The organism is Collinsella aerofaciens (assembly GCF_015670795.1).
GTDB lineage: Bacteria > Actinomycetota > Coriobacteriia > Coriobacteriales > Coriobacteriaceae > Collinsella > Collinsella aerofaciens_Q.
The window spans coordinates 33343-57640 of record NZ_JADPCJ010000009.1 but is presented as its reverse complement, the minus strand read 5'-3'; the positions used below and the strand labels follow the sequence as shown (position 1 = coordinate 57640).

Below are 24298 nucleotides of genomic sequence, written 5' to 3'. Positions count from 1 at the left end.
GGCAGGCAGATCTGTTGAACAGATTTATTATACCGTGCAGCGCGGACGCAAATCGCCGCAGCACACCGCGGTTTCGGTAAACGATGTCGGTAATAGCCTCGAAATAATCGGGCGTTTCAGCCGCACGGACGCATGCGAGCGTCTAGCATATCCATTCAAACGGATTCACGGGCATAGGGAGTCACAAGAGCATATGAAGCAATGGGTTGGACTGGGCAAGTTTCTCGCGGGGTACATGCAGATCATCGTTCCGATTTGCGTGGCGCTCGGCGTGCTCTTTCCTCAGCAGATCGGCGTTCTCAAGCCCATCGTTCCCACCTTGTTTGCCTTTATGACGTTTCAGGGTGCACTCAGTAACACCTTTCACCAGGTGGCCGAGGTGTTCCGCCGTCCCCTTCATCTGATTTTGGCGTTATTTGTCTCGGCCGTGCTCATCCCCATCGCGGCATATGTCATGGGCTCACTGTTCTTTGGCTCCAACCCCAACCTTGTCTGCGGCATCGTGATCGAGTACAGCGTACCCGTGGCAGTCACTGCCTTTATGTGGATCAGCATGTTCGGCGGCAACGGCCCGCTCGCACTCACCATCATCCTGACGTCCTCGGTTATATCGCCCGTGACGATTCCGCTCACGCTCAAGCTCCTGCTGGGTGCCACCGTCGCAATCGATGTTCCGAGCATGATGCAGAACATGGCCTTTATGATTGCCATCCCCGCCATCCTTGGCATCGTAATCAACGAACTTACGCGCGGCTGGGGCCACGAGAAGCTCTCCCCCGCGCTCTCGCCCGCCTGCAAATTTATGATGATGGGCGTCATCGCGTCCAACTCCACCGCCATGAGCGAGTACGTGCTGCACATGAACGCGGTGCGCCTGGAAGTCGCCCTCTTTATTTTGGTCTTCGCCATCAGCGGTTTTGTCGTGGGCATTCTGGTCGCCCGCGCGTTGCACCTGCCGTATAGCGAGACGACCACCATGTGCTTTACCTGCGGCATGCGCAATATCTCTTCGGGCGCCGTCATCGCCACGCAATACTTTCCGGGCGAAGTTGTGTTTCCCGTCATGTGTGGAACGTTGTTTCAGCAGGTGCTCGCCTCGCTTATCGGACACTTCTTTGAGCGTCTGACCGGCGAGGAGCGCGCCGCCCAGCGCAAGCGGGTCGAGGCCGGCCGCGATGCAATGGCGCGCTAAACCGTCCGCAGTGTGCGGGCGCTCACTTTACGATGTGAGCGCCTCCAGATGTGCGCGGAATCGCTCCGCATCGACATCGAGCGTGGTCTCAGCATTGACCTGAGCCAGCCGATACCCGACAAAGTAGGGTGAAACCACCCAGCGCGGAAGCGCCTTGGCAATGGTCCGGCCGTCCATGTGGTAGAAGAACAAGTTGTACGACTCTGCGCGACCACCATGGTGCTCGTTCAGGATATAGCGCAGAGCTACCTGAATCGCATCGGCGAAGAGGTCCGTCTCGGCTTGGTCTCGCGCGCCATCGCTGGCGGCGATTCCCTGCGGGGCTGAAACATTGACCTCAAAGAACCCCATAATCGGTTCGGTTGAGATGTTGACCGCAACCCTTCCCCTCTGCCAAACATCGATGCCTTCAAAGTTGGCTGAGGTCAGCGCCGCATAGCCGTCCTCCTGTTCCAGGCCCACAATCTGCATGTGTGGATGGACGAGGCTGCCGCCCGAAAGTGGGCCTTTGTTCTTGTACATGAGCACACTGCGGTACTGTTGGGAATCGATCATCTGCTGCCAACAGCCCAGGGCAAACCGCATCACATGATGCAGCTCATCCGGTTCATAGGTCACCAGGTCGGCGTCGTGATTGGCAGACTCGATCAATACGGTCTGACGTGTGGCCCGCAAGGTCTTGAACTTATTCTCGAGCCAGATACAGTCACCATCGCGCTGGATGATGTTGGCAAGTCCCTCCGTGTCGCAAAAGGGGCACGCGGTGCCAGGGCGACGATTATCGTCGGGCTTACCGCTCGCCTGCTGAACGTCAAATACCAGCGCCACGGGTTATACCTCCAGCGGCACGATCTTGGTGCCATGGAGCTCGGAGACGCCTAGCGCCGCCGCGACCGCGTCGCGATTTGCCGTAGTGATGCCGCCGCCGGGAAGGATGGTCAAACGATCGCCCGCATACTCGATTAAACGAGCCAGGTAATCGAAATTATCCTCGATCGACGTACCGGCAGCGCCGCCATGCGTGAGGATGCGCGTAACGCCGCAGTCGGCAAGTGTATCAATCGCATCGAGCTGAGCCTCGGGCGAGAGCTGGTCAAATGACATGTGGAAGGTGATGTCGATGGGATCACGCTTACATTCCTCGGTCGCGCAGCCCGCAGCCATCACGAGGGCGCCAAGCGTAAGTTCGTCGAGCGCCCATCCGCCAGCGCAGGGTTTGCAGCAGCCAAAGACCAAGCCGTCAACGCCCGCACTCACGGCAAGGCCCAAGTCCATCTCCATCATGCGCAGCTCATCCTGGTTGTAGTGAAAGTCGCCGCCACGCGGACGGATCATGCACATCACCCGTGCATCGTGTTCGTGGGCATAGTTGGTCGTAGCGCTGATAACGCCGGCCGAGGGCGTGGTACCACCGACGGCAAGGTTATCGCACAGCTCGATGCGCCTTGCACCGGCCTCGATAGCCGCCGGCACCCGCTCAAAGTTCTCGGCACAAAACTCGTACAGCATAGATAGACCCCCAAAGACAGCAGATGTTTTCCGACGGGCATTGTCACACATCCCCATGAAGTTGCGGTGGAATAGGGACTGTTTTGGCGTCTAGCGCCCCCATTTAGTCCCTATTTCACCGCAACTTAAAAGGGGGCGCTGACCGGGTTGGTCAGCGCCCCCTTTGTTGAATGGATTAACCGCCCAGATAGGCCTTGCGGACGTTATCGTCGTGCAGCAGCTCTTGACCGGTGCCGGTCATGGTGATCTTGCCGGTCTCGAGTACATAGCCGCGTGTAGCGATGGAAAGTGCCATCTGCGCGTTCTGCTCGACCAGAAGCACCGTGGTGCCGGCCTTGTGCAGGTCCTCGACGATCTGGAAGATCTGCTTAATCAGAATCGGCGCCAGACCCATGGAGGGCTCATCGAGCATGAGCAGCTTAGGGTTGCTCATAAGGGCGCGGCCCATAACGAGCATCTGCTGCTCGCCGCCCGAAAGGGTGCCGGCGACCTGGCGACGGCGCTCCTTTAGGCGCGGGAACTGCTCGTAGACGCGCTCGAGGCCCGGAGCCACCGTGGACTTGGGCTGCGTATAGGCACCCATTTCCAGGTTCTCCTCGACCGTCATCTGCAAAAAGGCGCGACGGCCCTCGGGAACCTGAGCCAGGCCCTTGCCCACCAGCTTGTCGGCAGGCGTATGGGTAATGTCCTCGCCCATAAACTTGATGGAGCCGGTCTTGGAACGCAGCAGGCCCGAGACGGTCTTAAGCGTCGTGGACTTGCCGGCGCCGTTGGCACCAATCAAGGCCACGATCTCGCCCTCGTTGACGTTAAAGGAGATGTCCTTGATGGCGTGGATGGCGCCGTACCAGACGTTGATGTTGTAGACGGAAAGCATCGGCTCTGCCATTTAGTTCTCCCCCTTATCCTGCTTGCCCAGATATGCCTCGATAACGGCGTCGTTGTTCTGGATCTCCTCGGCCGTACCCTTGGCAATGACCTTGCCAAAGTTGAGCACGCAGATGCCCTCGCAGATGTTCATAACGAGCGACATATCATGCTCGATAAGCATGATGGCGATGCCGAAGGTGTCACGAATCTTGACGATGTTCTCCATAAGCTCCGCGGTCTCGGACGGGTTCATGCCGGCGGCAGGCTCATCGAGCAGCAGCAGCTTGGGGTTGGTGGCAAGCGCGCGGACGATCTCCAGACGACGCTGTGCGCCGTAAGGCAGCGATCCGGCCTGCTCGTTTGCCAGATGCTCCATATCAAAGATGGACAGCAGCTCCATGGCGCGCTCGTGCGCGGCCTTCTCGTGCTTCCAATACGTCGGCAGGCGCAGCACGCCCTCAAAGCCGGAGTAACGCTCCTGGTTGTGCAGGCCGACCTTGACGTTATCCTCCACCGTCATGGTGTTGAACAGGCGAATGTTCTGGAATGTACGGGCAATACCCATGCGGTTGACCTGATAGACCGACTTGCCCGAGGTGTCCTCGCCGTCGAGCAGGATGGTGCCGTGCGTGGGCTGATACACCTTGGTGAGCAGGTTGAAAACCGTGGTTTTACCGGCACCGTTGGGGCCGATCAGACCGGCGATCTCGGTCTTGCCGATGGTCAGGCTAAAGTCGTCGACTGCCTTAAGGCCACCGAACTCAATGCCCAGGTGGATGCACTCGAGTGCAGGGCGCTCGCCCAGGTCACGATCGGGAACGATGGCGCCAGAAGGATACGGGACCATCTTGCCCTTCTTGAACTCAAATTTACTGGGCATCGGCTGCCACCTCCTTCTTGGAAGCAAAGCGGTCCTTGACGCGACCGAAGAACGCCTTGAGCTGCGGGTTGTTGGTAAAAATCATGACCAGGATCAGCACGATGGCATAGATGAGCATGCGGTAGTCCGAGAACTGACGAAGCAGCTCGGGAAGCACCGTGAGCAACGCCGCCGCGATGACGGAACCGCGCATGTTGCCCAGGCCGCCCAGGACCACGAACACCAGGATGAGGATCGACGTGTTGAAGTCGAACTTGGTGGCGGAGAGCTGCGAGAAGTTGCCGCCGAAGAGAGCTCCGGCAGCACCGGCGAGGGCAGCGGAAACCACGAAGGCAATCATGCGGTACTCCGTGACGGAGATGCCTACGGACTCGGCTGCAATCTTGTTATCGCGCACGGCCATAATGGCACGGCCGGTACGGCTGCGGACCAGGTTGAGCACGATCACGAGTGCGACCATGACCAGGATGGCACCGGCGAGGAAGGTCGAGTACGTCGACACGCCCGAGGCGCCCTGGGCGCCCTTGATGATGGCGGTGCCGTCCTCGAGCAGGTGCAGGTCGTCGATCGTAGAGTTGCCCGTGATGTTAAAAATCACGTGCAGGCCGCGGGAGTCGACGCCCACAATGAGGCAGGTGACGATCTCTTTGATGATCTCGCCAAAAGCCAGGGTCACGATGGCCAGATAGTCGCCGCTCAGGCGCAGGACCGGGATACCAATCAAGAAGCCCAAGATGGCAGCGGCGATAGCGCCGACCACAATGCTGATGATCAGACGCATCGGATCGGACGGAACGGCGCTCTCCAGCGCGACGGCGGTGACGATGCCCGTGTAGGCACCGACGCTCATAAAGCCCGCGTGGCCCAGCGACAAGTCGCCCGCGATGCCGACGACGAGGTTGAGGGAAATGGCCATGACGATATAGGCCGTGATGGGAACCAGCTGACCGGCGATCATGCGCGGAATCATGTGGTTAGACTGCATAAAGAACACGATGGCGAAGGCCACGATGCACATGGCGTACGTGACAAAGTCGTGACGCGTCTGCTTGTCTTTAAGAAACTTCATAACGCTCACCTACACCTTCTCGGGGACGTACTTGCCCAAGAGGCCGGCAGGCTTGACGAGCAGGACGATGATCAAAACACCAAAGACGATGGAGTTGGCAAGGCTCGTGGAAATGTAAGCCTGCACCATCGCCTCGATGATGCCGATGAGAATGCCACCGACAAAGGCACCGGGGATGGAGCCGATGCCGCCGAAGACGGCGGCGTCGAAGGCCTTGATGCCAGGCATGGCACCCGTCGTGGGCTGCAGCACCGGCGAGTAGGAGCACAGGAGCACGCCGGCGATGGCGGCAAGCGCCGAGCCGATGGCAAACGTCATCGAGATGGTGCGGTTGACGTTGATGCCCATGAGCTGAGCGGCGGCCTTGTCCTCGGACACGGCGCGCATGGCCTTGCCCATCTTGGTCTTACCTGTAAAGAACATCAGGCCGGCCATGATAACCAGGCAGGCGACGATGGTGACGAGCGAGACGGCGCTTACGTTGAACTTGGCCAAGAACTCCGGCACCTGGAAGGTGACGAGCGAAGTGAAGTTCTTGGGCGTGGCGCCCCACAGAAGCTGCGCGGCGTTCTGCAGGAAGTAAGACACGCCGATAGCCGTGATCAGAACGGCCAGCGGGCCTGCTTGGCGCAGCGGCTTATAGGCCAGACCCTCGATGAGAACGCCGAGAACCGTGCAGACCACACAAGAAAGAATTACAGATACCCAGCCCGGGAGGCCGAGATACGACGTGGCGCAGAACGAGACATAGGCACCGACCATGATGACGTCGCCGTGAGCGAAGTTCAGCATCTTGGCGATACCGTAGACCATGGTGTAGCCCAACGCGATGATGGCGTAGACGCTGCCCATGGACAGGCCGTTGACCAGGTATTGGATAAAGACCGTCATGTTCCACATCCCCCTTTCGAATAGGTTTCCAGTTGATGTATGAAACAGGGACGTTACATCGTCCCTAGATACCAAGCAAGCAGGGAAGGCCAAAACCTCCCCTGCTTGGGATCAAAACCGCTCTATGTAAGGCGGCCAATTAGGCCTGTACGTACTTGCCGTCGGTGATGACGTACGCCGTGGGCTCCTTCTGAACCTGGCCCTTATCGTTCCAGGTGAGCTTGCCGGTCAGACCGTCAACGGTAATCTTGAGCATAGCCTTGGACAGCTTCTCGGCGACCTCGGTCGGGTCGGCGTCGACACCAAGACCGGCCTCCTTGACGGCCTCGGCCACCGCGTGCACGCCGTCGTAGGCGTCGGCGGCAAACTGGTCGGGGGTATCGCCGTACTTATCCTTGTAAGCGTTAACGAAGTCGGCGTTCTTCTCGTCGTCGGCGGAGAACGGGGTCATGAGCAGCAGACCCTCAGCAAGAGAGGTATCGAAGCCCTCAACGCCCAGGATACCGTCCATGCCGTCGCAGCCCATCATCTTGACATCGTAGCCCATGTCCTTGGCGTTCTTGAGCAGGACGGACGCCGGCGTATAGTAGATCGGCGCAAAAATCATGGTGGCGCCAGCCTGCTTGGCCTTGGTCAGCTGGTTGGTAAAGCTCGTGGCGGAGTCGTCCTTAAAGGTCTCCTCGTCAACAATCTCGAGCTTGGACTCAGCGGCCTGGGCCTTAAAGGAATCTGCGATGCCCGAAGAATAGGCGTCGCCGGAGTTATAGAACAGCACGAACTTCTCGTCCGCATACTTCTGCGCCAGGAACTTGGCAGCGTTGACACCCTGGTTGGGGTCGGTGAAGCAAACCTGGAAGACGCAATCCTTGCCGTCGGTGACGTCCTCGGAGGACGCGGACGGGGTTATCATGAACGTCTTGGGGTCGTTACCGCACTCGGCGGCAACGGCAACCGACGCACCCGTGGTGGTCGGGCCGACGAGGGCCTGCATGCCCCAGTCGAGCAGGGTATTGAAGGCGTTGACGGCCTTCTCGCCGTCGGCCTGGTCATCCTCGGCCTTGCTGGCAAGCGGCAGCTCCTTGGTCGAGAAATCCTTGCAGCCAAGCTCGACACCCTGGGTAACGGACTTGCCGTAGGACGCGTTGGCGCCGGTCAGCGGGCCGATGGTGCCGATCTTAAACGAAGCGTCGCCCGAAGCGGAACCGCTATCGCCGCCGTTGGAGGAGCAGCCGGCTAGAATGGACATCGCCCCCAGACCTGCTGCGCTCGCGATAACGCTCCTGCGATTCATAACAGGGTTCAATGACTTACCGGTGAGGCTCGACATGCGGCTCTCCTCTCAAATCTCGTCGGGTTTCGGTTACCCGACAGGCCATCCTTCGCCGTGTTCGGCGTTCGCAAAATACTAGACGCTTTAGTTAAGGAAAGTGGCGATTATTTCAACTTTTCTTTGGATTTGTTGATTTATCCATAATTCTGCGTATTTCTATTACTTTATACAGTATTGCCACTTTATTATGTAAAAGTAATGTTTCCGTTCTGTTACAAGCATACCTGCCTTAAATAAAACAGCCTCACCGGTCGTGCTTTATGCGCACTTAGGAAGCGATGTACTTGCCGTCCTGGATCACATAGGCTGTCCATGCCGTCGACACCCATTAGTGTCATGTCGTAGCTCATGTCCTTGGCGTTCTTGAGCAAAACGGACGCTGGGGTGTAATAGATCGGGGCAAAAATAAGCGTGGCTCCGACAAGGAAACTCCTGCGGTTAAGTACGTTGTTGATGCTAAACATGGTGTCCCCCTTTTCGCTGGCCGCGGTGCGGCCGTCTTGCGGTACAGGGCAAACCTTATGGTGCAAACGTTGACAGTTTGTTGCGGAAGTTCGTTTGTAGCGAGCATGTTTCCAATGTTTCCGCAGCGTTTCGTGGGTGCCGTTTTGTGCGACTCCTGTTGCCTGGCGAGCACGCGCCCTCGGTTCACGCTAGAATGCACTCAACCTTTAAGCGGTTAATCCATCCATAAGATGCACGAAGGAGCTATCTATGAGCGAACCCCTGCGCACCGTGAACGTCGGCCTCATCGGTCTGGGAACCGTCGGCGGCGGCGTGGCCCGCCTGATCAAGAGCCACCACGATGAGTACCTGGCAGCCTACGGCATCGACCTTAAGCTGACCCGCGCCTGCGCGCTTGCTTGGGAGCAAGCCGAGGCAGCCGGTATTGAGCGCGGGGCCTTTACGAGTGACTGGCATGACGTCGTCACCGACCCCGCCGTCGATATCGTCGTCGAGCTGATCGGCGGCGAGCATCCCGCAACCGAGATCTTCACCACTGCCTTTGAGCACGGCAAGCACGTCGTCTCTGCCAACAAGGCCCTGCTGGGCCGTCATGTCGAGACGCTCGCCGAGAAGGCGCGCGCGTGCGGCGTGCAGATTAAGTGCGAGGCCAGCTGTGGCGGTGGCATCCCCATCGTGAGCACGCTCGAGCACGACCTGGTGGGCAACAAGATCCTGACCATCGCCGGCATTCTCAACGGTACCACCAACTATATCCTGTCGCGCATGGACGCCGAGGGCGCCGATTACGCCGATGTGCTTGCCGACGCGCAGGCCAAGGGCTATGCCGAGGCCGACCCGTCCGCCGACGTCGACGGCTTCGACGCCGCCAGCAAGACGGCAATCCTCGCTTCCATCGGCTTTGGCACCCGCGTGACCACCGACGATGTCTACCAGCAGGGTATCCGTACCATCGGCGCCGAGGACATCGCCCAGGCCCGCGAGCTCGGCTACACCATCAAGCTGCTGGGCATCGCACGCAACACCGACGCCGGCGTCGACGTCCGCGTGCATCCCACGCTCATCCCGGCAGACCATATGCTCGCCAAGGTCAACGGCGCCATGAACGCCGTCTACGTGGTGGGTGACGCCGTGGGCGAAACCATGTTCTACGGTGCCGGCGCAGGCTCCTTCCCCACCGCGAGCGCCGTCGTGGGCGATATCCTGTCGCTCTCCGAGCAGATCAGCCGCGGCGTGGCTCCGCTGCCCGAGATTGAGCCCTATGGTCACAACCTCGCCTTTAAGCCCATGGACGAGCTCCAGACTAAGTACTATGTGCGCCTGAAGGTCGCCGACCGCGTGGGTGCCCTGTCCGAGACGGTCGACATCTTTGCCAAGCACAACATCTCGATCTCGCTCATCAACCAGGTCGAGGACGGCAAGTCGGGCGCCAGCGATACTTGCTCGGTCATCTTCCTGACGCACCGCGCGCTCGAGAAGGACGTCCAGGCTGCCACCGCCGAGCTTGCCAGCGTCGACTGCGTAGCCGAGGTCGCCAACGTCCTGCGCATCGAGGACGTTGAGGCTTGGACCGAAGGCGTCATGGCGAACTAGCTCAACGCTCGCCTAGCAATACACGCTTTGAGGGCTCCCGTCCGATGCGGGACGGGAGCCCTTTTGTCTCCTGCCCTAAGCACAACGGCAGAGCACATTTGCGCGAGCCGCTCATCGGTAACGCGGGCTACCGTTCACCGATATGCAAACACGGCCGATTCCAGTTACGGCTACGCTGTGCTGCGAATGTCCGCCCGCGATGAGAGGAAATACCATGTTGCTCGAGGGCAAGAAAGCAATCATCACCGGAGGCACGCGCGGTATCGGCTATGCCATCGCCTGCCGTTTTATCGAGGAAGGCGCCGCCGTCACCGTCTTTGGCTCGCGTCAGGAGACCGCCGATGCGGCCGTTGAGAAGCTGACAGCCGCCTATCCCGACGCCAAGGTCTGGGGCCGCTCCTGCGACCTCACCTCACTCGAAGCCGTGACCGAGGCCTTTACCCAGGCTGCAGCCGACATGGGCGGCTTGGACACGGTCGTCAACAATGCCGGTATCTCCCAGCGTTCACCCCTCTTGGACTACACGGCCGAGGAGTTCGCAAAGGTCATGGACCTTAACGTCGTCGCCGTCTTTAATGGCCACCAAGCTGCCGCCAAGATCATGACCGAGGCCGGCCACGGCGGCACCATCACCACCACGAGCTCGATGGTTGCCAAGTACGGCCAGCCCTCTGGCGTCGGCTATCCAACGTCCAAGTTTGCCGTCAACGGCATGGTCCAGTCGCTCTCGCGCGAGCTCGCCCCCATGGGCATTCGCGTCAATGCCGTAGCACCCGGTGTAACCAAAACCGACATGGTCGCCAACCTGCCTGAAGAGGTTATTAAGCCCATCGTCGCCACCATTCCGCTGGGTCGCATGGGCGAGCCCGAGGATGTCGCCAACGCCTTTGTTTTCCTGGCGAGCGACATGTCCTCCTACGTCACGGGCGCCGTGCTCCCCGTCGACGGAGCCGCCCGCTCTTAAGGGACCACAAGCCTCAGCTCCCAGCCTCAACATAGTCCAACAAAGAAGGCGCACCGTCTGCATCAACTGCAGGCAGCGCGCCTTCTTCTGTTTGAAAGGGAAGCTGTGTCCCGGAATTCCGACTCAGACCGGGACGCAGCTTCCCTCAGGGCCATGTTTCGGAAAGAGCGCCCCGTTTTGAACGCCGATTCTGGGATACCGTTTCCGCAACGGATCTCTCGCGGAAACTGCATCCCACTCTGAGCGCCCATTCCGGGACACAGTTTCCCAACGGCCCCCGTTTCGGAAATCACATCCCGTTCCGAGCCTTCAAAGCGGGACGCGGCTTCCCCGAGAGAGTATCGACTACTTGCCGTCGTCGTCCTCGGCTTCTTCTCTTGCATAGAGCTCCAACATGCGGCGGCGGTATTCGCGCACGGCGAGCTTGGCGCGCTCCAGGCGGCGACGCTCGCGCGGGGTCAGCTCGGACGGGTCGACCTCATCACCATAGGTCTTATCGGCAAGAAGATGCGCCGCGTCCACGATGCGGGCATCGATGTGGCCGCTCGCCGCCTCGGCGGAAAGACGCTCGGCAATCGTATCGAGCGTAGGCAAGCCCTCGAATACGCGACCATGGCCATGCGAAGTCAGCAGCTCGTGCTCACGTGCGAGCAGGCTCGCCAAATCGTGATGGGCGCGCAGGATGTCGAGCGCATCGGATGGATGCTCGGCAACTTCTGCCACGGCGGCGACCGGCGCGGCGTCGACCACGCGGTAGAAGAGCTGCGCGAGCAACGGCATCAAGAACACCGTGATGGCACCGGCAGCGACCATGACCGACGCAATATCTTGCGACAGCGCGCCCGCGTTGACGGCAACGCTTGTCACGGCAACGATGATCGGCAGGGCCGTGGTGCAGTACAGGGCCACGGTAATGCGACCATACGCCGACACATCGCGCGTCGCAGGACAAATGCTCATAGAAATAAGAATGGGCACGGCACGAATAATCAACAACGCCACGATAAAGCCCACGAGCAGACCCGGGCGCGACGCCACGGCCGTCAGATCGATCTTTGCGCCCGATACGGTAAAGAATACCGGAATCAAAAAGCCGTAGGCCAGGCCATCGAGCTTGGTCTCGAGCGTATGGTTGCCCTCGGGGATGATATAGCGCAAGACAAAGCCGGCGGCAAAAGAACCCAACACGATGTCGAGATCAAAGACGGCCGAGAACGCCACGAGTGTGACCAGGATGAGCACCGTCAGGCGCACGAAGGTCTGCGACGTGGTATCGGCGCGTTCCTCGACAAACGCAAAGAAGCGGCTGCCGACACGCTTGGAGCGGCTTGGGACCACAGCCAGCAACACGCAAACCACCGCAAACAAGCCAAGGATTACGAGCGTTTGGATGCCAGTGCGGGCAGACAGCAGCACCGACATGGCGAGCACAGGGCCGAGCTCACCCCAGGTGCCATACGCGAGAATCGAGTCGCCCACACGCGTGCCAGTGAGCGAGCGCTCACGCATGATGGGCACGAGCGTGCCGAGCGCCGTCGAAGTGAGGGCAAGCGTCACGGCGATACCGTCGAAATGACTGACTGAGAACCACGGGGTAAAGCGCACGGCAAGCCAGGCGATACCAAACGTGACGACCCACGTCGCCAAGCCGTAGCGCCCCTCGACGCCCGTGATGCTCTTGGGGTCGATCTCAAAGCCGGCAAGCAGGAACAAGAAGGCCAGGCCCAGCTCGGACACAAGCGAGACCTCAGCATCTACATGGATGACGCCGAGCATATGGGGTCCCAGCACCGCGCCGAGCACGAGCAAAAAGACCGTCTCGGGAACGGGTTTTCCGGGAATCGCCGAGGCGATAAAAGGACTCGCAAAGGCCACGAGTGCGATGATAGCGAGCGAAACGAATGCCATGTGATGCCTTTCTCTTGTTTGCGCTTCACTGTAGCACCCTCGCCGTCCTCAACGCGCCGCGAGCTGTCGTATCATAGTGAGGTTTACAAACATGTGGCTCAAGGCGACCGCAGGGCAGACCCCGCAAACCGACCGCTGCCGCATACCGTACCGTACGCCCAACCGATCAGGAAGGCAGGAACCAATGGTCTCTCGTATCTACGTGGAGAAGAAACCCGGGTTCGACGTCGAGGCTCAGCAGCTCAAGGGCGAGCTGACCGAAATTCTCGGCATCAAGGGCATCGAGGCCCTGAGGATCATCAACCGCTACGACGTCGAGGGCATCGACGAGGAGCTTTTCCGCTCCTGCGTGCCGACCGTCTTTAGCGAGCCCCAGGTCGATGTGACCTACGACGAGCTCCCCGCAAGCGATGGCGCCGTCTTTGCCGTCGAATTCCTGCCTGGCCAGTTTGACCAGCGCGCCGACTCCGCCAGCGAGTGCGTGCAGCTCATCAGCCAGGGCGAGCGCCCCGCCGTGCGCTCCGCCAAGGTCTATATCATCTCGGGCGCTCTGGACGAAGCCGCCATCGAGGCCATCAAGCACTACGTGGTGAACCCCGTCGAGGCGCGCATCGCCTCGCTCGACCTGCCCGAGACGCTGTACATGGAGACCCCCGAGTCCCAGCCCGTCGAGGTGCTCGACGGCTTCCGCGAGCTCGACGAGGCCGGCCTTGCCGCCTTTATCGCCGATCGCGGCCTTGCCATGGACGAGGCGGACATCGCCTTCTGCCAGCAGTACTTCCGCGATGAGGACCGCGACCCCACCATCACCGAGATCCGCGTGATCGACACCTACTGGTCCGACCACTGCCGCCACACCACCTTCGGCACCGTCCTGGACGACGTGACGATCGACGACGCCGTGGTGCAGCAGGCCTTCGACCGCTACATGGAGATGCGCCACGAACTCGGCCGCGACGCCAAGCCCGTCTGCCTCATGGACATGGGCACCATCGGCGCCAAGTACCTTAAGAAGACCGGCGTCATGACCGATGTCGACGAGTCCGAGGAGATCAACGCCTGCACCGTCAAGGTGAAGGTCGATGTCGACGGCGAGGACCAGGACTGGCTGTTCCTGTTTAAGAACGAGACCCACAACCACCCGACCGAGATCGAGCCCTTCGGCGGTGCCGCCACCTGCGTAGGCGGCGCCATCCGCGACCCGCTCTCGGGCCGCAGCTACGTGTACCAGGCCATGCGTGTCACCGGCGCCGGTGACCCCACCGTCCCGGTTTCCGAGACGCTCGAGGGCAAGCTGCCGCAGCGCAAGCTCGTGACCACTGCCGCCGCCGGCTACTCCAGCTACGGCAACCAGATCGGCCTTGCCACCGGTCAGGTCAACGAACTCTATCACCCCGGTTACGTGGCCAAGCGCATGGAGGTTGGCGCCGTCGTGGGCGCTACCCCGGCAAACCACGTTCGTCGCGAGTGCCCCGCCCCCACCGACAAGATCATCCTGCTGGGCGGCCGCACCGGCCGCGATGGCATCGGTGGCGCCACCGGCTCCTCCAAGACCCAGAACACCGAGTCCATCGAGACCTCGGGTGCCGAGGTCCAGAAGGGCAACGCCCCGGTCGAGCGCAAGCTGCAGCGCCTGTTCCGCCGCGGCGACGCCTGCCGTCTGATCAAGCGCTGCAACGACTTTGGCGCCGGCGGCGTCTCAGTCGCCGTGGGCGAGCTTGCCGACGGCCTGTATGTCGACCTGGACACCGTGACCAAGAAGTACGACGGCCTGGACGGCACCGAGCTCGCTATCTCTGAGTCCCAGGAGCGCATGGCCTGCGCCGTCGCCGACGGTGACGTCGAGGAGTTCATGGGCTACGCCGCCGAGGAGAACCTGGAGGCGACCGTTATCGCCGAGGTTACCGCTGAGCCGCGCATGCGCATGGCCTGGAACGGCGTCGCTATCGTCGACCTGTCCCGCGAGTTCCTCAACTCCAACGGCGCACCCAAGCACCAGGTCGCCCACGTGTGCGCCCGTAGCGTGTGGCAGCCCAGCTGGGCCGGCACCACGCTCGCCGAGCGCATGACCTCGCTCGTCACCGACCTCAACGTCGCTTCCAACAAGGGCCTTTCCGAGCGCTTCGACTCCACCATCGGCGCCGCGACCGTACTCATGCCCTTTGGCGGCAAGACGCAGCTCACCCCCAGCTCGGCCATGGTCGCCAAGTTCCCCGTGGACGGCGAGACCACCACGGCGAGTGCCATGGCATGGGGCTTCAACCCCTATCTGATGGAGGCCGACCAGTTTGCGGGCGCCTACCTGTCCGTGGTCGAGTCCATCGCCAAGCTCGTGGCTGCCGGCTTTGAGCACAAGCGCGCCTATCTCTCCTTCCAGGAGTACTTCGAGCGTCTGCGCACCGAGGCCGAGCGTTGGGGCAAGCCCATGGCTGCCGTCCTGGGTGCCCTCATGGCCCAAGTCGACCTGGGTGCCGGCGCCATCGGCGGCAAGGACTCCATGAGCGGTTCGTTTGAGGACGAGACCGGCGAGCTCAACGTTCCGCCGACCCTGATCAGCTTCGCCGTCGCCGTGGGCAAGGCCGCCCGCGCCGTCTCGCCCGAGTTCAAGGGCCTCACGCACCGCGTCGTCCGCATCGCCCCCGCCACCTATGGCGAGGACTACCGTCCCGACGCCCAGCAGTTGCTCGCCGCGTTTGACGCCGTCGAGGCGCTCACTGCTACCGGCAACGCCCTGGCCATATCCACGCCCGGCTACGGCTGCGGCGCCGAGAGCCTCTTTAAGATGTGCGTCGGTAACCAGATCGGTATCGAGCTTGCCGAGGATGTAGACGTGGAGAGCCTCTTCACCCCGCTCTACGGCAGTTTTATCGTCGAGCTCGCCGAGGACGCCGAGCTGCCCGAGGTCGCCGACGGCGTTGTCGTCGAGCCCCTGGGCACCACCGTCGAGGGCTATGTCATCGACACCGGCTCCGAGGTCATCGAGCTCGCCGAGCTCCAGGAGGCCTGGGAGAGCGGCATCGAGGGCGTCTTCGCCTACCGCAGCGCCGGCGAGACCCCCGAGGTCGAGACCATCGACTTCCGCGCCAAGGATATCCACGTGTACGGCGGCGCCAAGATCGCCCGCCCGCGCGTGGTTATCCCCGTGTTCCCCGGCAACAACTGCGAGTACGACAGCGCCCGCGCCTTCCGTGCCGCCGGTGCCGAGGCCGACACCTTCGTGATCAACAACCTCACGCCCGAGGCCGTCGCCGAGAGCACCCACGAGCTTGCCCGCCGCATCCGTGCAAGCCAGATCGTTATGATCCCCGGCGGCTTCTCGGGCGGCGACGAGCCCGACGGCTCTGCCAAGTTCATCACGGCGTTCTTCCGCGCTCCCGAGGTCACCGAGGCAGTCCGCGACCTGCTCAAGGCCCGCGATGGCCTGATGCTGGGCATCTGCAACGGCTTCCAGGCCCTGATCAAGCTCGGCCTGGTGCCCTACGGCGACATCGTCGACGCCACGCCCGATGCGCCCACGTTGACGTTCAACACCATCGGTCGCCACCAGAGCCGTCTGGTGCGCACCCGCATCTCGTCCAACTTGTCCCCGTGGCTGTCGCAGTGCAGCCTGGACGACCCCTATACCGTCGCCATCAGCCACGGCGAGGGCCGCTTTGTCGCCAATGACGAAGTGCTCGCCCAGCTGATCGCCAACGGCCAGGTCGCCACGCAGTACGTGGGCGAGAACGGCAAACCCAGCATGGACCTTTCCGTCAACCCCAACGGCTCCGCACTCGCCATCGAGGGCATCACGAGCCCCGACGGCCGTGTCCTGGGCAAGATGGGCCATGCCGAGCGTCGCGGCGACAACCTGTACTGCAACGTGCCCGAGCATGTCCCCGGCGACAAATTCATGCCGATCTTTGAGAGCGGCGTAGCCTACTTCGCTTAATACGTTTCCATCGGGTACAATCCCCTCGGGTAACAACACCCGCCACCGGCACCCCCGGTGGCGGGTTCTTTTTTGCTTTGCGCGTATAGGAGAAGGACATCATGGAAAGCCGCAAGCCGTATCTCGCCACCCTGCCCGGACTCATCCTGGGCTGTCTCGTTTGCTGCGCGCTCTGGGGCTCCGCCTTCCCCTGCATCAAGATCGGCTACGGCCTCTTTGGTATTCCCGCGCACGACAGCGCCTCGCAGCTGCTCTTCGCGGGCCTGCGCTTCACCCTTGCCGGCATGCTGGTCATTGTTGGCATGAGCGTGGCCCAGCGCCGACCGCTCGTTCCGCAAGCGCGCGATATCAAGCCCATCTGCATCTTGTCGCTCTTCCAGACTATCGGGCAGTACTTCTTTTTCTACCTGGGCCTCTCGCGCGCCAGCGCCATGTCGAGCTCCATCATCGAGGCCAGCGCCAACTTCCTCGCAATCCTCTTTGCCGCCCTGGCATTTCACACCGAGAAGCTCAATGCGGCCAAAGTGCTCGGCTGCGTACTGGGCTTTGCCGGCGTCGCGCTCGTCAACCTTTCGGGCGCGGACGGCACCTTTGGCTTTACGCTCGACGGCGAGGGTTTTATCCTAGCCTCCACCGTCGCGGGTGCCCTTTCGACCTGCCTGATCGGTATCTTCTCGCGTGAGCACGACGGCGTCTTGCTTGCCGGGTGGCAGTTCTTGGTCGGCGGCCTGGTCCTCACCGCCATCGGCTTTTTGATGGGTGGCGCGCTCTCCCCCACGGCGATTGCCCCCGCCATCGCGCTCATCATCTACATGGCGCTTATCTCCGCGGTCGCCTACTCGCTGTGGTCGCGCCTGCTTGCCGTCAACCCCGTCAGCCGCGTCTCGGTCTTTGGGTTTATGAACCCCGTCTTTGGTGTGCTGCTGAGCGCGCTGCTGCTCGGCGAGGGCGCTGGCACGAGCCCCATTACCGTCATCGTTGCCCTGCTGTTGGTCTGCGGCGGCATCATCATCGTCAACAAACCCAAAAAAGCCTAGCGAGCTCACCTTTTTAAAGAGGGCGTTCGCACACTTTAGCTCAATGGAGCACACTGATTCTCGTTGATTTCGTACCGAGCCGCGGCGGCAGACGCTCGTCTTGCCGCACCGCGCCTGGGCGTTATGGCCGGTGGCCCCCGCAAACGCAAAAAGGGCGCACGACCATCGCAACGGTCGTGCGCCCTTTTTTCTAGCGTATCTGGGCGCCGGCTTTCTTTTTCTCGGCCTTGACGCGGTAGAGTTCCGCGTCGGCAGCGCGAAGCAAGTCTTGCCAGGTATCGACGCCATCACCAACCCGTGCGTAGCCGATGGACATCCGCAACAGATACGGAACCTCGGCGCGCGCGAGCTCGTCGTTAATCGCCGAACACAGATCTATGATGTCCTGTTCCGCTGCTGCCTTTTGGAGCACCACGAACTCATCGCCACCATAACGTGCAATAAAGCCACCAGACGCCGAGCAGACTTCTTTGAGCGCAGCGGATATGACCTGAAGAGCGTGGTCGCCCTCCACATGCCCATAGCGATCGTTAATCTGCTTAAAGCCGTCGGCGTCCATCATGAGCAGATACACATCTTCGGCCTGATCCACATTTGAGAAGAGCGACAGCATATAGGTCTCAAAACGGTTGCGATTGTTGAGGCCAGTCAACGGGTCGGTCGAGATGAGTTGCTCCTGGCAGATAATGTAGAGCAGCAACATGCTAATCATTATGCCGACACAAAGGCCAGGCACCGAGTATACGATCTGAAAGGTACCGCCCACCAGGGCCGGAATGGCGAAAAATGCCAAGGTTCGATAGATAGCCTTCGTCTGCAGGCTCTCGACCCTGCGAGATTGCACAAACGCATGCAGGGACGTATGTATAACGTAACAGTAGCTGACAATGGGCTGGATCATATAGGCAAAGCCGCGACGATACACGCCCTGCGAATCGATATAGAACAAGGCGTGCGTCCAGTAACTGGTAAAAGCCAGCACGACCACCAGAGCCGTAGGCAACGTTACAAGCACCACCCTATAGCGCGAGGTCACAAGGCGAGAGCCCTGCATCGTCTCGGAATAGATAAACCAAATGAGACACGCGATGGCAAAGAGCGAAAACGAAACCGCGTTGGAAATCCAGTTGGCAGCAATACCCAACGTGCCGTCCGCACCATCCGAAAGCGTCCAGATCATATCGAATAATATGTACGCGGCAGAGGTGTAGCCAAGCATGCTAAACAATAGCTGCAGGGTGCTCGAGAACAAGGAGCGACGACTTCGCGCGGCAAGCCCGATAAGAACAATCATGCATAGCAGGAATATCTCAATCTTGAGTGCCTTAACCACTAGACGCCATCCCTTCAATATCCGAATGGTCAGAATCGCCCAATTCGAATCAGGGCAATAAACACCCCTTTACTCCGCAGGGGTAAAGGGAATCACAGCAAAGCGCCCGAACATCACTGCAAAACAGTTTCTGTTCGGGCGCTCGGACGGCGCGAATTGCACGCCGGAATCAATTATCGGTAACGGCCGTTACTCGCCATCGATGTCGGTCGCGACGGCCTCCTCGATGGCCTCGACACCGGCAGGCGACAGGTCCTCCTTGCCCTGGCAGAACTTCTTGTCGACCCAGCCGGTCAGAATCGGAGCCATGATTGCCGTGATGATAACGGCAGTGGCGATCTGGGCGTACGCGGTGGGCGCAAGCTCGGCGTAGCGCGGCGCGACCTCGGCGAGAGCAACCGGCGTGGTCATAGCCGTGCCGGCGATGGTGGAACAAGCCACGGCAGCCTTGCCGTTACCACCGCACAGGCGCTCGAACGCAAAGGTGATGGGACCGACGACAAACAGCGTGACAAGGCCCAGCAAGATGCCGGAAATACCACCGGCGATGAAGCTCGAAAGGCTCATGGACGCACCGAGCTGAAAACCAATTACAGCGATCGCGGGATTGGCGCCGGGAACCAGCAGGTTCTTGATAAACGGGAACAGGTTGCCCAGAACCATGCCGATAACGAGCGGCAAAATGGAGCCGATGATAGTACCGACAGGGATGTTGGCAAGACCCGAAACACCAAGGATGATCATCGTGACGGCGGGGCCGGCCGTAAAGAACAGGATACCGACGGCGCCCTGCTCGGACTCATCGCCGAACTCACCCATGATGCCCGTATAGAGCGCCATGTTGCAAAACGTGATGCCGCCGATGATAGACACGGAGCTCAGACCCAGGAAGTTGTCGTTAAAGAAATATGCCACGCCTAGGCCGAGAGCCGCTGCGACGACCAGCTTGGGAATCAGCACGACGATACCGGTCTTGATGGCGCCCGGCGTGGACTTAAAGCTGATGCCGGCGCCCACGAACAGCAGGATCGCGGCGACGATGGTATTGGAGCCACCGCGGCAGGCAGCCGTAAAGAAGCCGCCGATCTCAAAAACCTGCGGGCAGAAGGTGTTGAGCAAAAGACCGACGATCATCGGATAGATCATGATGTCGCCCGGGATGCGCGGAACCTTGAATTTCTTTTGCTCGTTGGCAGTCGCTTCCTGTGCCATGAAACCCCCATTTCCGCTGACGCGGAACAAAAGCCCACGTCATGCTTTGCTACAGTAAAGTTTGACCATGGTACCAGAAGAAATAGACCAGCTCGGTGAAAAATTCGACAAGTTGGGATGGAACGAGATTCGGCGCCCGCGACGCCACCCCTATATAAGGCTCAAGACGATATAGAGTACGATGCCCGAGACGCAGCACCACAGCATCGATTTTGTCTTGACCGCCACGACCACGACGCCGGCGGCCGCAATCCAGGGAACCAAGGCAGGCCAGAGTCCCGCGTCGAACGCGCCGGGGCTCACCAAGTCGTTGGCGACCAGCGCGGCAAAGGCAGCGGGCGGGATATAGCCCAGGGCCTCGGTAATACGGGGCGACAGGGTCCGCCCGCGCAAGGCGAACGCCGGCGCGATGCGAAAGAACGCGATAGCAGCCCACGACGACAGCCACAGAACCAAGAACTCGTTAACGGGCATCGCGGGCACCTCTTCCGTCAAATACAGCATCGCACGCCAACGCAATGGCAATGCCGGCCACGACGCTTGCCGGCACGGCAATATTCGTGAGGCCCAAGAACTTGCATATGGCGACAGACACCGCAGCCATAACAGCAGCCACGACATTGCCGCGCGACAGCCGCTGCGAAAAGAGCAGGCAGATAAAGAGTGAGGTGCAGACAAAGGCTGCAATGGCGGTGGGAACATCGACAACGGCGCCGACGATGGCGCCCGTCGTACACGAAACGCCCCATGTTGCGATAAGGATCACGTTGAGCACGAAGGACTCACGCGGGCCCCAATCCTCCCCTTCAACCAACTTGGCAAGCGAGATGCCGTATGCCTCCTCGGTAAGTGTCGCGGCAACAGCCAGCGTCTGACACTTCGAGGCACCCGTCAGATGCGGCGCGATCGATGCCGAGTAAAGCGCAAAACGCGAGGAGACGGCGGCGACGCTCGCGACGATCGATGCTGCAGGCACACCCGCCAGCCACAGGTTGCAGATCATAAACTGCCCGCTGCCCGTCACAAACGTGCTGCTCAGAGCAAAGACCATCCAGGGCTCCATTCCCGTCTGCCCCATGATCATTCCGCACGGCGCGCCTATTGCAACATAGGTAAGCATCACCGGCCAGACGGTTCTAACGATTTTGAGCACCATACGCTTCTCACCCTGACAAGGTCTCCGAGCCGCATGTAGCGATACGGCAGAATCATCATCCGGCAGCAACCGAGTTCACCTACAATTGCCACCGGATCGAAAGACACAACTTTTTAGGAAGTCATTATGACAGCTATCGATCGAGACCGGGCGCGCGCGGCCTTCAAAAGCTACACCGATGCCTACGACGCCACCAACCCACGCATCGCGCTCAAAATCGAGCATACGTACCACGTGGCCGAGGCATGCGATGCCGTAGCACGCGAGCAGGGCTGGTCGTCAGAAGATATTGACCTGGCATGGCTTTGCGGCCTGCTACACGATATGGGCCGCTTTGAGCAGCTGCGACGCTGGGACACCTTTAAGGACGCCGAGAGCATGAGCCATGCGGCGCTGGGCATCGAGGTCCTCTTTGGCGAGAATCCCGCCGATGCACCCGCCACGACAAACATCCGTGACTTTATCGAAACCGGTGCGCATGACGAGCTCATCCGAGCGAGCATCGCCTATCACAGCGACTTTCGCCTGCCGGCACTACTCGACGAGCGTACACGGTGCTTCTGCGATATCGTGCGCGATGGTGACAAGATCGACATTATGCGCACCATCGCCGACAGCACCGTCGACACCATCCTCAAGGTGGACGAGAAGACGTTTCTCGGCAGCCGTTTCTCGTCGCCGACACTTGCCGCCTTTGACGAGCACCGCTGCGTCGCACGCGATGAACGCAACGAGCCCGCAGACTACCTGGTGGGACTCATCTGCTTTATGTTTGAGCTCGTCTATCCAGCAAGCCGCGCGCTGGCGCGCGAACAGGGCGATATCCACCGCCTGCTCGACGCGCCCTTTGGCATTACGCGGCCCTTTACCGACCCCGCCACGCAGGCGACTTGGAGCCGCCTTAAGGACGAGATGCGCGACTGGCTGGCGCGCGCCTAGCGCTCAAGCTGGGCCAGCAGTTCCTCGACGACCTCGACGGCATCGCCGACAACCTTGTACTGGGCAGCACCAAAGATGGGGGCATCCGGGTCCTCGTTGATGGCGATAATGCACTCTGCCCCACCGATGCCGGCAAGATGCTGGATGGCGCCCGAAACACCGATACTCACGAGAAGCTTGGGCGAAACCGATACGCCGGTCTGGCCAATCTGATGGCGATACTCCAACCAGCCGGCCTCCACGACAGGTCGCGTGCAACCAAGCTCGGCTCCCAGAGCCTCGGCGAGCCTTCGCATCAGGGGCAGATTCTTCTTGGAGCCAATGCCGCGGCCCACCACGACCAAGCGTTCGGCATCGGCGATCGAGGCCTGCTGCCTCCACTCCTCGGCGGGAATCGAGATCTCGACACGAGCCTTAGCATCATCCGCAAGCGATATCTGGGTGATCGTGCCGGAGCGGTCGTAGTCAAAGTCGGGCGCCTTAAAGATGCCGGGACGAACCGTTGCCATCTGGGGACGATGATTGGGGCAGACGATGGTGGCCATCAGGTTGCCGCCAAACGCCGGACGCGTCTGTTGCAGCAGTCCCGTCTCCGTATCCATCGAAAGTACGGTGCAGTCAGCCGTAAGGCCCGTCTGCAAGCGCACGGCAACGCCGGGTGCCAGTTCGCGGCCAAAAGCGGTCGCACCGTATAGGATGGCCTCGGGTTTGCGTTCGGCTACCAAATCGCAGATCAAGCGGGCGTAGACCTCCGCATCGTTTTGGCGCAGGCGCTCGTCGCGACAGGCCAGGACTTCGTCGGCGCCCGCGCAAACCAGATGCTCCAGGTCGCCGAGAGAACCCTCGGGACCCATACCGATCAGTGCCACCAGACGGCAGTCGCGAGCATCGGCAAGCTCGCGGCCCTTGCCCATAAGCTCATAGGCAACGGGAGTCACCGTATCGTGCTCGTCGGTCTGCGCGAATACCCAAATGTCTCGATATGCATCAAGGTCCACCGCACCAGCGGCCTCGTCACGCTCGATCGAGATAGCGTTGACAGGGCAGGCGTCGACGCACCCACCGCATAGGATGCAGCCGTCGGTTACGCGGGCGCATCGGCTGGGTCGCTCGCCTTCCACTACGATGCCGCCCGAGGCACAGGCGCGAACGCAGCGACCGCAGCCGATACAGGCTTCGCTATCGATAATCAGTCCGCTCATCTATGCCATCCCCTCGATAATCTTGGCAAGCTTTGCCGCCTGCTCGGACGCCGTCCCCTCAACGGCCTCGCACGTTTGGTCACGGTCGGGCACAAACGAGCGCACGACCTGTGTCGGCGACCCGGCAAGACCGCAACGCGCGGGGTCGGCGTTCACGTCGGCGGCACTGACCACGCGCACGTCCGCCTCCTCCGCCGCGCGAATACCGGCAATACTCGGCATACGCAACTGGCCAATCTCCTTGGCAGTCGTCATCGCGCACGGCATCTCAAGATAGACCGTCTCCTCGCCGGCATCGCAACCGTGAACGAGCGAAAGCGCACCGCACGTCGTAAAACCTGCGCTCTGCACGCAGCTCACATCGGTCACGCAGGGAATCTCAAAGGCGCCGGCAAGCTCGGGGCCAATCTGGGCCGTATCGCCATCCACCGCCATCTTGCCGCAGATGAGCAGGTCGAAGTCCTCGTCGAGCGCTTCGATGCCGCACTTGAGGGCATAGGTGGTTGCCAGGGTATCGGCGCCCGCAAAGGCTCGGTCGGTCAGCAGCAGCGCGTCGTCGGCGCCTCGAGCGATGCAGTCGCGCAGCAGCGATTCGGTCGCGGGGATGCCCATCGACACCACCGTCACGCGCACGTCCATGCCAAAGCCGATAAAGTCGTCCTTCAGCGCCAGCGCGCATTCCAAAGCGCTCGCATCAAAGGGATTAATGACCGCCTGCTTGCCATCGCGCACGATGGTATTGGTCTTGGGGTCCATCTTGACCTCGGTGCTGCCCGGCACGGCCTTGACGCACACCACCATATGGAAATCGCTCATC

21 protein-coding genes are annotated in these 24298 nt (G+C 61.0%); 6 read left to right on the top strand and 15 right to left on the bottom strand.

Translation table 11 applies throughout. From position 1 onward, the window contains the following. Positions 1-193 precede the first annotated feature (193 nt). Positions 194-1192: a bile acid:sodium symporter family protein gene (locus tag I4W09_RS04375; RefSeq protein ID WP_196032242.1), complete on the top strand. Its 999-nt coding sequence runs from the start codon at positions 194-196 to the stop codon at positions 1190-1192. A gap of 27 nt (positions 1193-1219) precedes the next feature. On the opposite strand, the gene I4W09_RS04370 is transcribed toward I4W09_RS04375, so the two are convergent. The 8 genes from I4W09_RS04370 to I4W09_RS10405 form a co-directional block, all read right to left on the bottom strand. Continuing rightward, a complete protein-coding gene (locus I4W09_RS04370) occupies positions 1220-2020 on the bottom strand; it encodes a DUF4931 domain-containing protein (protein WP_196032239.1) in 801 nt (266 codons plus the stop codon). Between the two features lie 3 nt (positions 2021-2023). Further along, on the bottom strand, positions 2024-2701 hold the full coding sequence (locus I4W09_RS04365) for a copper homeostasis protein CutC (RefSeq protein WP_196032236.1): 678 nt from the start codon (positions 2699-2701) through the stop codon (positions 2024-2026). Between the two features lie 175 nt (positions 2702-2876). After that, on the bottom strand, positions 2877-3590 hold the full coding sequence (locus I4W09_RS04360) for an ABC transporter ATP-binding protein (protein WP_230318677.1): 714 nt from the start codon (positions 3588-3590) through the stop codon (positions 2877-2879). Continuing rightward, positions 3591-4451, bottom strand: a complete 861-nt coding sequence (locus I4W09_RS04355) for an ABC transporter ATP-binding protein (RefSeq protein ID WP_055310550.1) — start codon at positions 4449-4451, stop codon at positions 3591-3593. Continuing rightward, positions 4441-5520: a branched-chain amino acid ABC transporter permease gene (locus I4W09_RS04350; protein ID WP_117862433.1), complete on the bottom strand. Its 1080-nt coding sequence runs from the start codon at positions 5518-5520 to the stop codon at positions 4441-4443. Before I4W09_RS04350 ends, I4W09_RS04355 begins: the two co-directional genes overlap by 11 nt. A 9-nt stretch (positions 5521-5529) precedes the next feature. Then, entirely contained in the window at positions 5530-6411 is an 882-nt protein-coding gene (locus I4W09_RS04345; protein ID WP_196032233.1) for a branched-chain amino acid ABC transporter permease, read from the bottom strand. 139 nt (positions 6412-6550) lie between these two features. Continuing rightward, complete coding sequence (locus I4W09_RS04340; protein ID WP_035137075.1) at positions 6551-7738, bottom strand: ABC transporter substrate-binding protein; 1188 nt, start codon at positions 7736-7738, stop codon at positions 6551-6553. A gap of 215 nt (positions 7739-7953) precedes the next feature. Then, complete coding sequence (locus I4W09_RS10405; RefSeq protein ID WP_230318676.1) at positions 7954-8205, bottom strand: hypothetical protein; 252 nt, start codon at positions 8203-8205, stop codon at positions 7954-7956. 250 nt (positions 8206-8455) lie between these two features. Between I4W09_RS10405 and I4W09_RS04330 the strand changes: the two genes are divergently transcribed. Continuing rightward, positions 8456-9799, top strand: a complete 1344-nt coding sequence (locus I4W09_RS04330) for a homoserine dehydrogenase (protein WP_196032230.1) — start codon at positions 8456-8458, stop codon at positions 9797-9799. 214 nt (positions 9800-10013) lie between these two features. After that, entirely contained in the window at positions 10014-10763 is a 750-nt protein-coding gene (locus tag I4W09_RS04325; protein ID WP_138340724.1) for an SDR family NAD(P)-dependent oxidoreductase, read from the top strand. Positions 10764-11108: 345 nt separating this feature from the next. Here the strand turns inward: I4W09_RS04325 and I4W09_RS04320 are convergent, their stop codons facing one another. Continuing rightward, positions 11109-12671 (bottom strand): cation:proton antiporter domain-containing protein, encoded by a 1563-nt coding sequence (locus tag I4W09_RS04320; protein WP_006234446.1) that lies wholly within the window; start codon positions 12669-12671, stop codon positions 11109-11111. 184 nt (positions 12672-12855) lie between these two features. On the opposite strand from I4W09_RS04320, the gene I4W09_RS04315 reads away from it, so the two are divergent. Then, on the top strand, positions 12856-16602 hold the full coding sequence (locus I4W09_RS04315) for a phosphoribosylformylglycinamidine synthase (protein ID WP_196032227.1): 3747 nt from the start codon (positions 12856-12858) through the stop codon (positions 16600-16602). A 101-nt stretch (positions 16603-16703) separates the two neighbouring features. Continuing rightward, positions 16704-17639 (top strand): DMT family transporter, encoded by a 936-nt coding sequence (locus I4W09_RS04310; protein WP_196032224.1) that lies wholly within the window; start codon positions 16704-16706, stop codon positions 17637-17639. A 190-nt stretch (positions 17640-17829) separates the two neighbouring features. Here the strand turns inward: I4W09_RS04310 and I4W09_RS10675 are convergent, their stop codons facing one another. From I4W09_RS10675 to I4W09_RS04290, 4 genes are all read right to left on the bottom strand, one after another. Continuing rightward, positions 17830-18972, bottom strand: a complete 1143-nt coding sequence (locus tag I4W09_RS10675; RefSeq protein ID WP_196032221.1) for a GGDEF domain-containing protein — start codon at positions 18970-18972, stop codon at positions 17830-17832. 189 nt (positions 18973-19161) lie between these two features. After that, positions 19162-20184, bottom strand: a complete 1023-nt coding sequence (locus tag I4W09_RS04300; RefSeq protein WP_195521014.1) for a 2-keto-3-deoxygluconate permease — start codon at positions 20182-20184, stop codon at positions 19162-19164. Positions 20185-20334: 150 nt separating this feature from the next. Next, positions 20335-20658: an AzlD domain-containing protein gene (locus tag I4W09_RS04295; RefSeq protein ID WP_035137063.1), complete on the bottom strand. Its 324-nt coding sequence runs from the start codon at positions 20656-20658 to the stop codon at positions 20335-20337. Continuing rightward, positions 20648-21304 carry an AzlC family ABC transporter permease gene (locus tag I4W09_RS04290; RefSeq protein ID WP_196032218.1) on the bottom strand — a complete coding sequence of 219 codons (657 nt, stop codon included), beginning with the start codon at positions 21302-21304 and terminating at the stop codon, positions 20648-20650. The genes I4W09_RS04295 and I4W09_RS04290 overlap by 11 nt, the downstream gene beginning before the upstream one ends. Before the next feature lie 162 nt (positions 21305-21466). Between I4W09_RS04290 and I4W09_RS04285 the strand changes: the two genes are divergently transcribed. After that, positions 21467-22279 (top strand): HD domain-containing protein, encoded by an 813-nt coding sequence (locus tag I4W09_RS04285; protein WP_196032215.1) that lies wholly within the window; start codon positions 21467-21469, stop codon positions 22277-22279. Here I4W09_RS04285 and I4W09_RS04280 read toward each other — a convergent pair. Together I4W09_RS04280 and I4W09_RS04275 are read right to left on the bottom strand one after the other, a co-directional pair. After that, positions 22276-23481, bottom strand: a complete 1206-nt coding sequence (locus tag I4W09_RS04280; RefSeq protein ID WP_196032212.1) for an electron transfer flavoprotein subunit alpha — start codon at positions 23479-23481, stop codon at positions 22276-22278. The two genes, I4W09_RS04285 and I4W09_RS04280, sit on opposite strands and share 4 nt — an antisense overlap. Beyond that, positions 23482-24297 carry an electron transfer flavoprotein subunit beta/FixA family protein gene (locus I4W09_RS04275; protein WP_196032209.1) on the bottom strand — a complete coding sequence of 272 codons (816 nt, stop codon included), beginning with the start codon at positions 24295-24297 and terminating at the stop codon, positions 23482-23484. Between the last annotated feature and the right edge of the window lies 1 nt (position 24298).

Bases quoted from the DNA above. Each gene is read 5' to 3' on its own strand.
- I4W09_RS04325 (WP_138340724.1), top strand. From the start codon at position 10,014: ATGTTGCTCGAGGGCAAGAAAGCAATCATCACCGGAGGCACGCGCGGT.
- I4W09_RS04375 (WP_196032242.1), top strand. From the start codon at position 194: ATGAAGCAATGGGTTGGACTGGGCAAGTTTCTCGCGGGGTACATGCAG.
- I4W09_RS04315 (WP_196032227.1), top strand. From the start codon at position 12,856: ATGGTCTCTCGTATCTACGTGGAGAAGAAACCCGGGTTCGACGTCGAG.
- I4W09_RS04330 (WP_196032230.1), top strand. From the start codon at position 8,456: ATGAGCGAACCCCTGCGCACCGTGAACGTCGGCCTCATCGGTCTGGGA.
- I4W09_RS04320 (WP_006234446.1), bottom strand. From the start codon at position 12,671: ATGGCATTCGTTTCGCTCGCTATCATCGCACTCGTGGCCTTTGCGAGT.
- I4W09_RS04285 (WP_196032215.1), top strand. From the start codon at position 21,467: ATGACAGCTATCGATCGAGACCGGGCGCGCGCGGCCTTCAAAAGCTAC.
- I4W09_RS04290 (WP_196032218.1), bottom strand. From the start codon at position 21,304: ATGCTTACCTATGTTGCAATAGGCGCGCCGTGCGGAATGATCATGGGG.
- I4W09_RS04355 (WP_055310550.1), bottom strand. From the start codon at position 4,451: ATGCCCAGTAAATTTGAGTTCAAGAAGGGCAAGATGGTCCCGTATCCT.
- I4W09_RS04280 (WP_196032212.1), bottom strand. From the start codon at position 23,481: ATGAGCGGACTGATTATCGATAGCGAAGCCTGTATCGGCTGCGGTCGC.
- I4W09_RS04365 (WP_196032236.1), bottom strand. From the start codon at position 2,701: ATGCTGTACGAGTTTTGTGCCGAGAACTTTGAGCGGGTGCCGGCGGCT.
- I4W09_RS10405 (WP_230318676.1), bottom strand. From the start codon at position 8,205: ATGTTTAGCATCAACAACGTACTTAACCGCAGGAGTTTCCTTGTCGGA.
- I4W09_RS04350 (WP_117862433.1), bottom strand. From the start codon at position 5,520: ATGAAGTTTCTTAAAGACAAGCAGACGCGTCACGACTTTGTCACGTAC.
- I4W09_RS04295 (WP_035137063.1), bottom strand. From the start codon at position 20,658: ATGCCCGTTAACGAGTTCTTGGTTCTGTGGCTGTCGTCGTGGGCTGCT.
- I4W09_RS04300 (WP_195521014.1), bottom strand. From the start codon at position 20,184: ATGGCACAGGAAGCGACTGCCAACGAGCAAAAGAAATTCAAGGTTCCG.
- I4W09_RS04340 (WP_035137075.1), bottom strand. From the start codon at position 7,738: ATGTCGAGCCTCACCGGTAAGTCATTGAACCCTGTTATGAATCGCAGG.
- I4W09_RS04275 (WP_196032209.1), bottom strand. From the start codon at position 24,297: ATGAGCGATTTCCATATGGTGGTGTGCGTCAAGGCCGTGCCGGGCAGC.
- I4W09_RS04360 (WP_230318677.1), bottom strand. From the start codon at position 3,590: ATGGCAGAGCCGATGCTTTCCGTCTACAACATCAACGTCTGGTACGGC.
- I4W09_RS04310 (WP_196032224.1), top strand. From the start codon at position 16,704: ATGGAAAGCCGCAAGCCGTATCTCGCCACCCTGCCCGGACTCATCCTG.
- I4W09_RS04345 (WP_196032233.1), bottom strand. From the start codon at position 6,411: ATGACGGTCTTTATCCAATACCTGGTCAACGGCCTGTCCATGGGCAGC.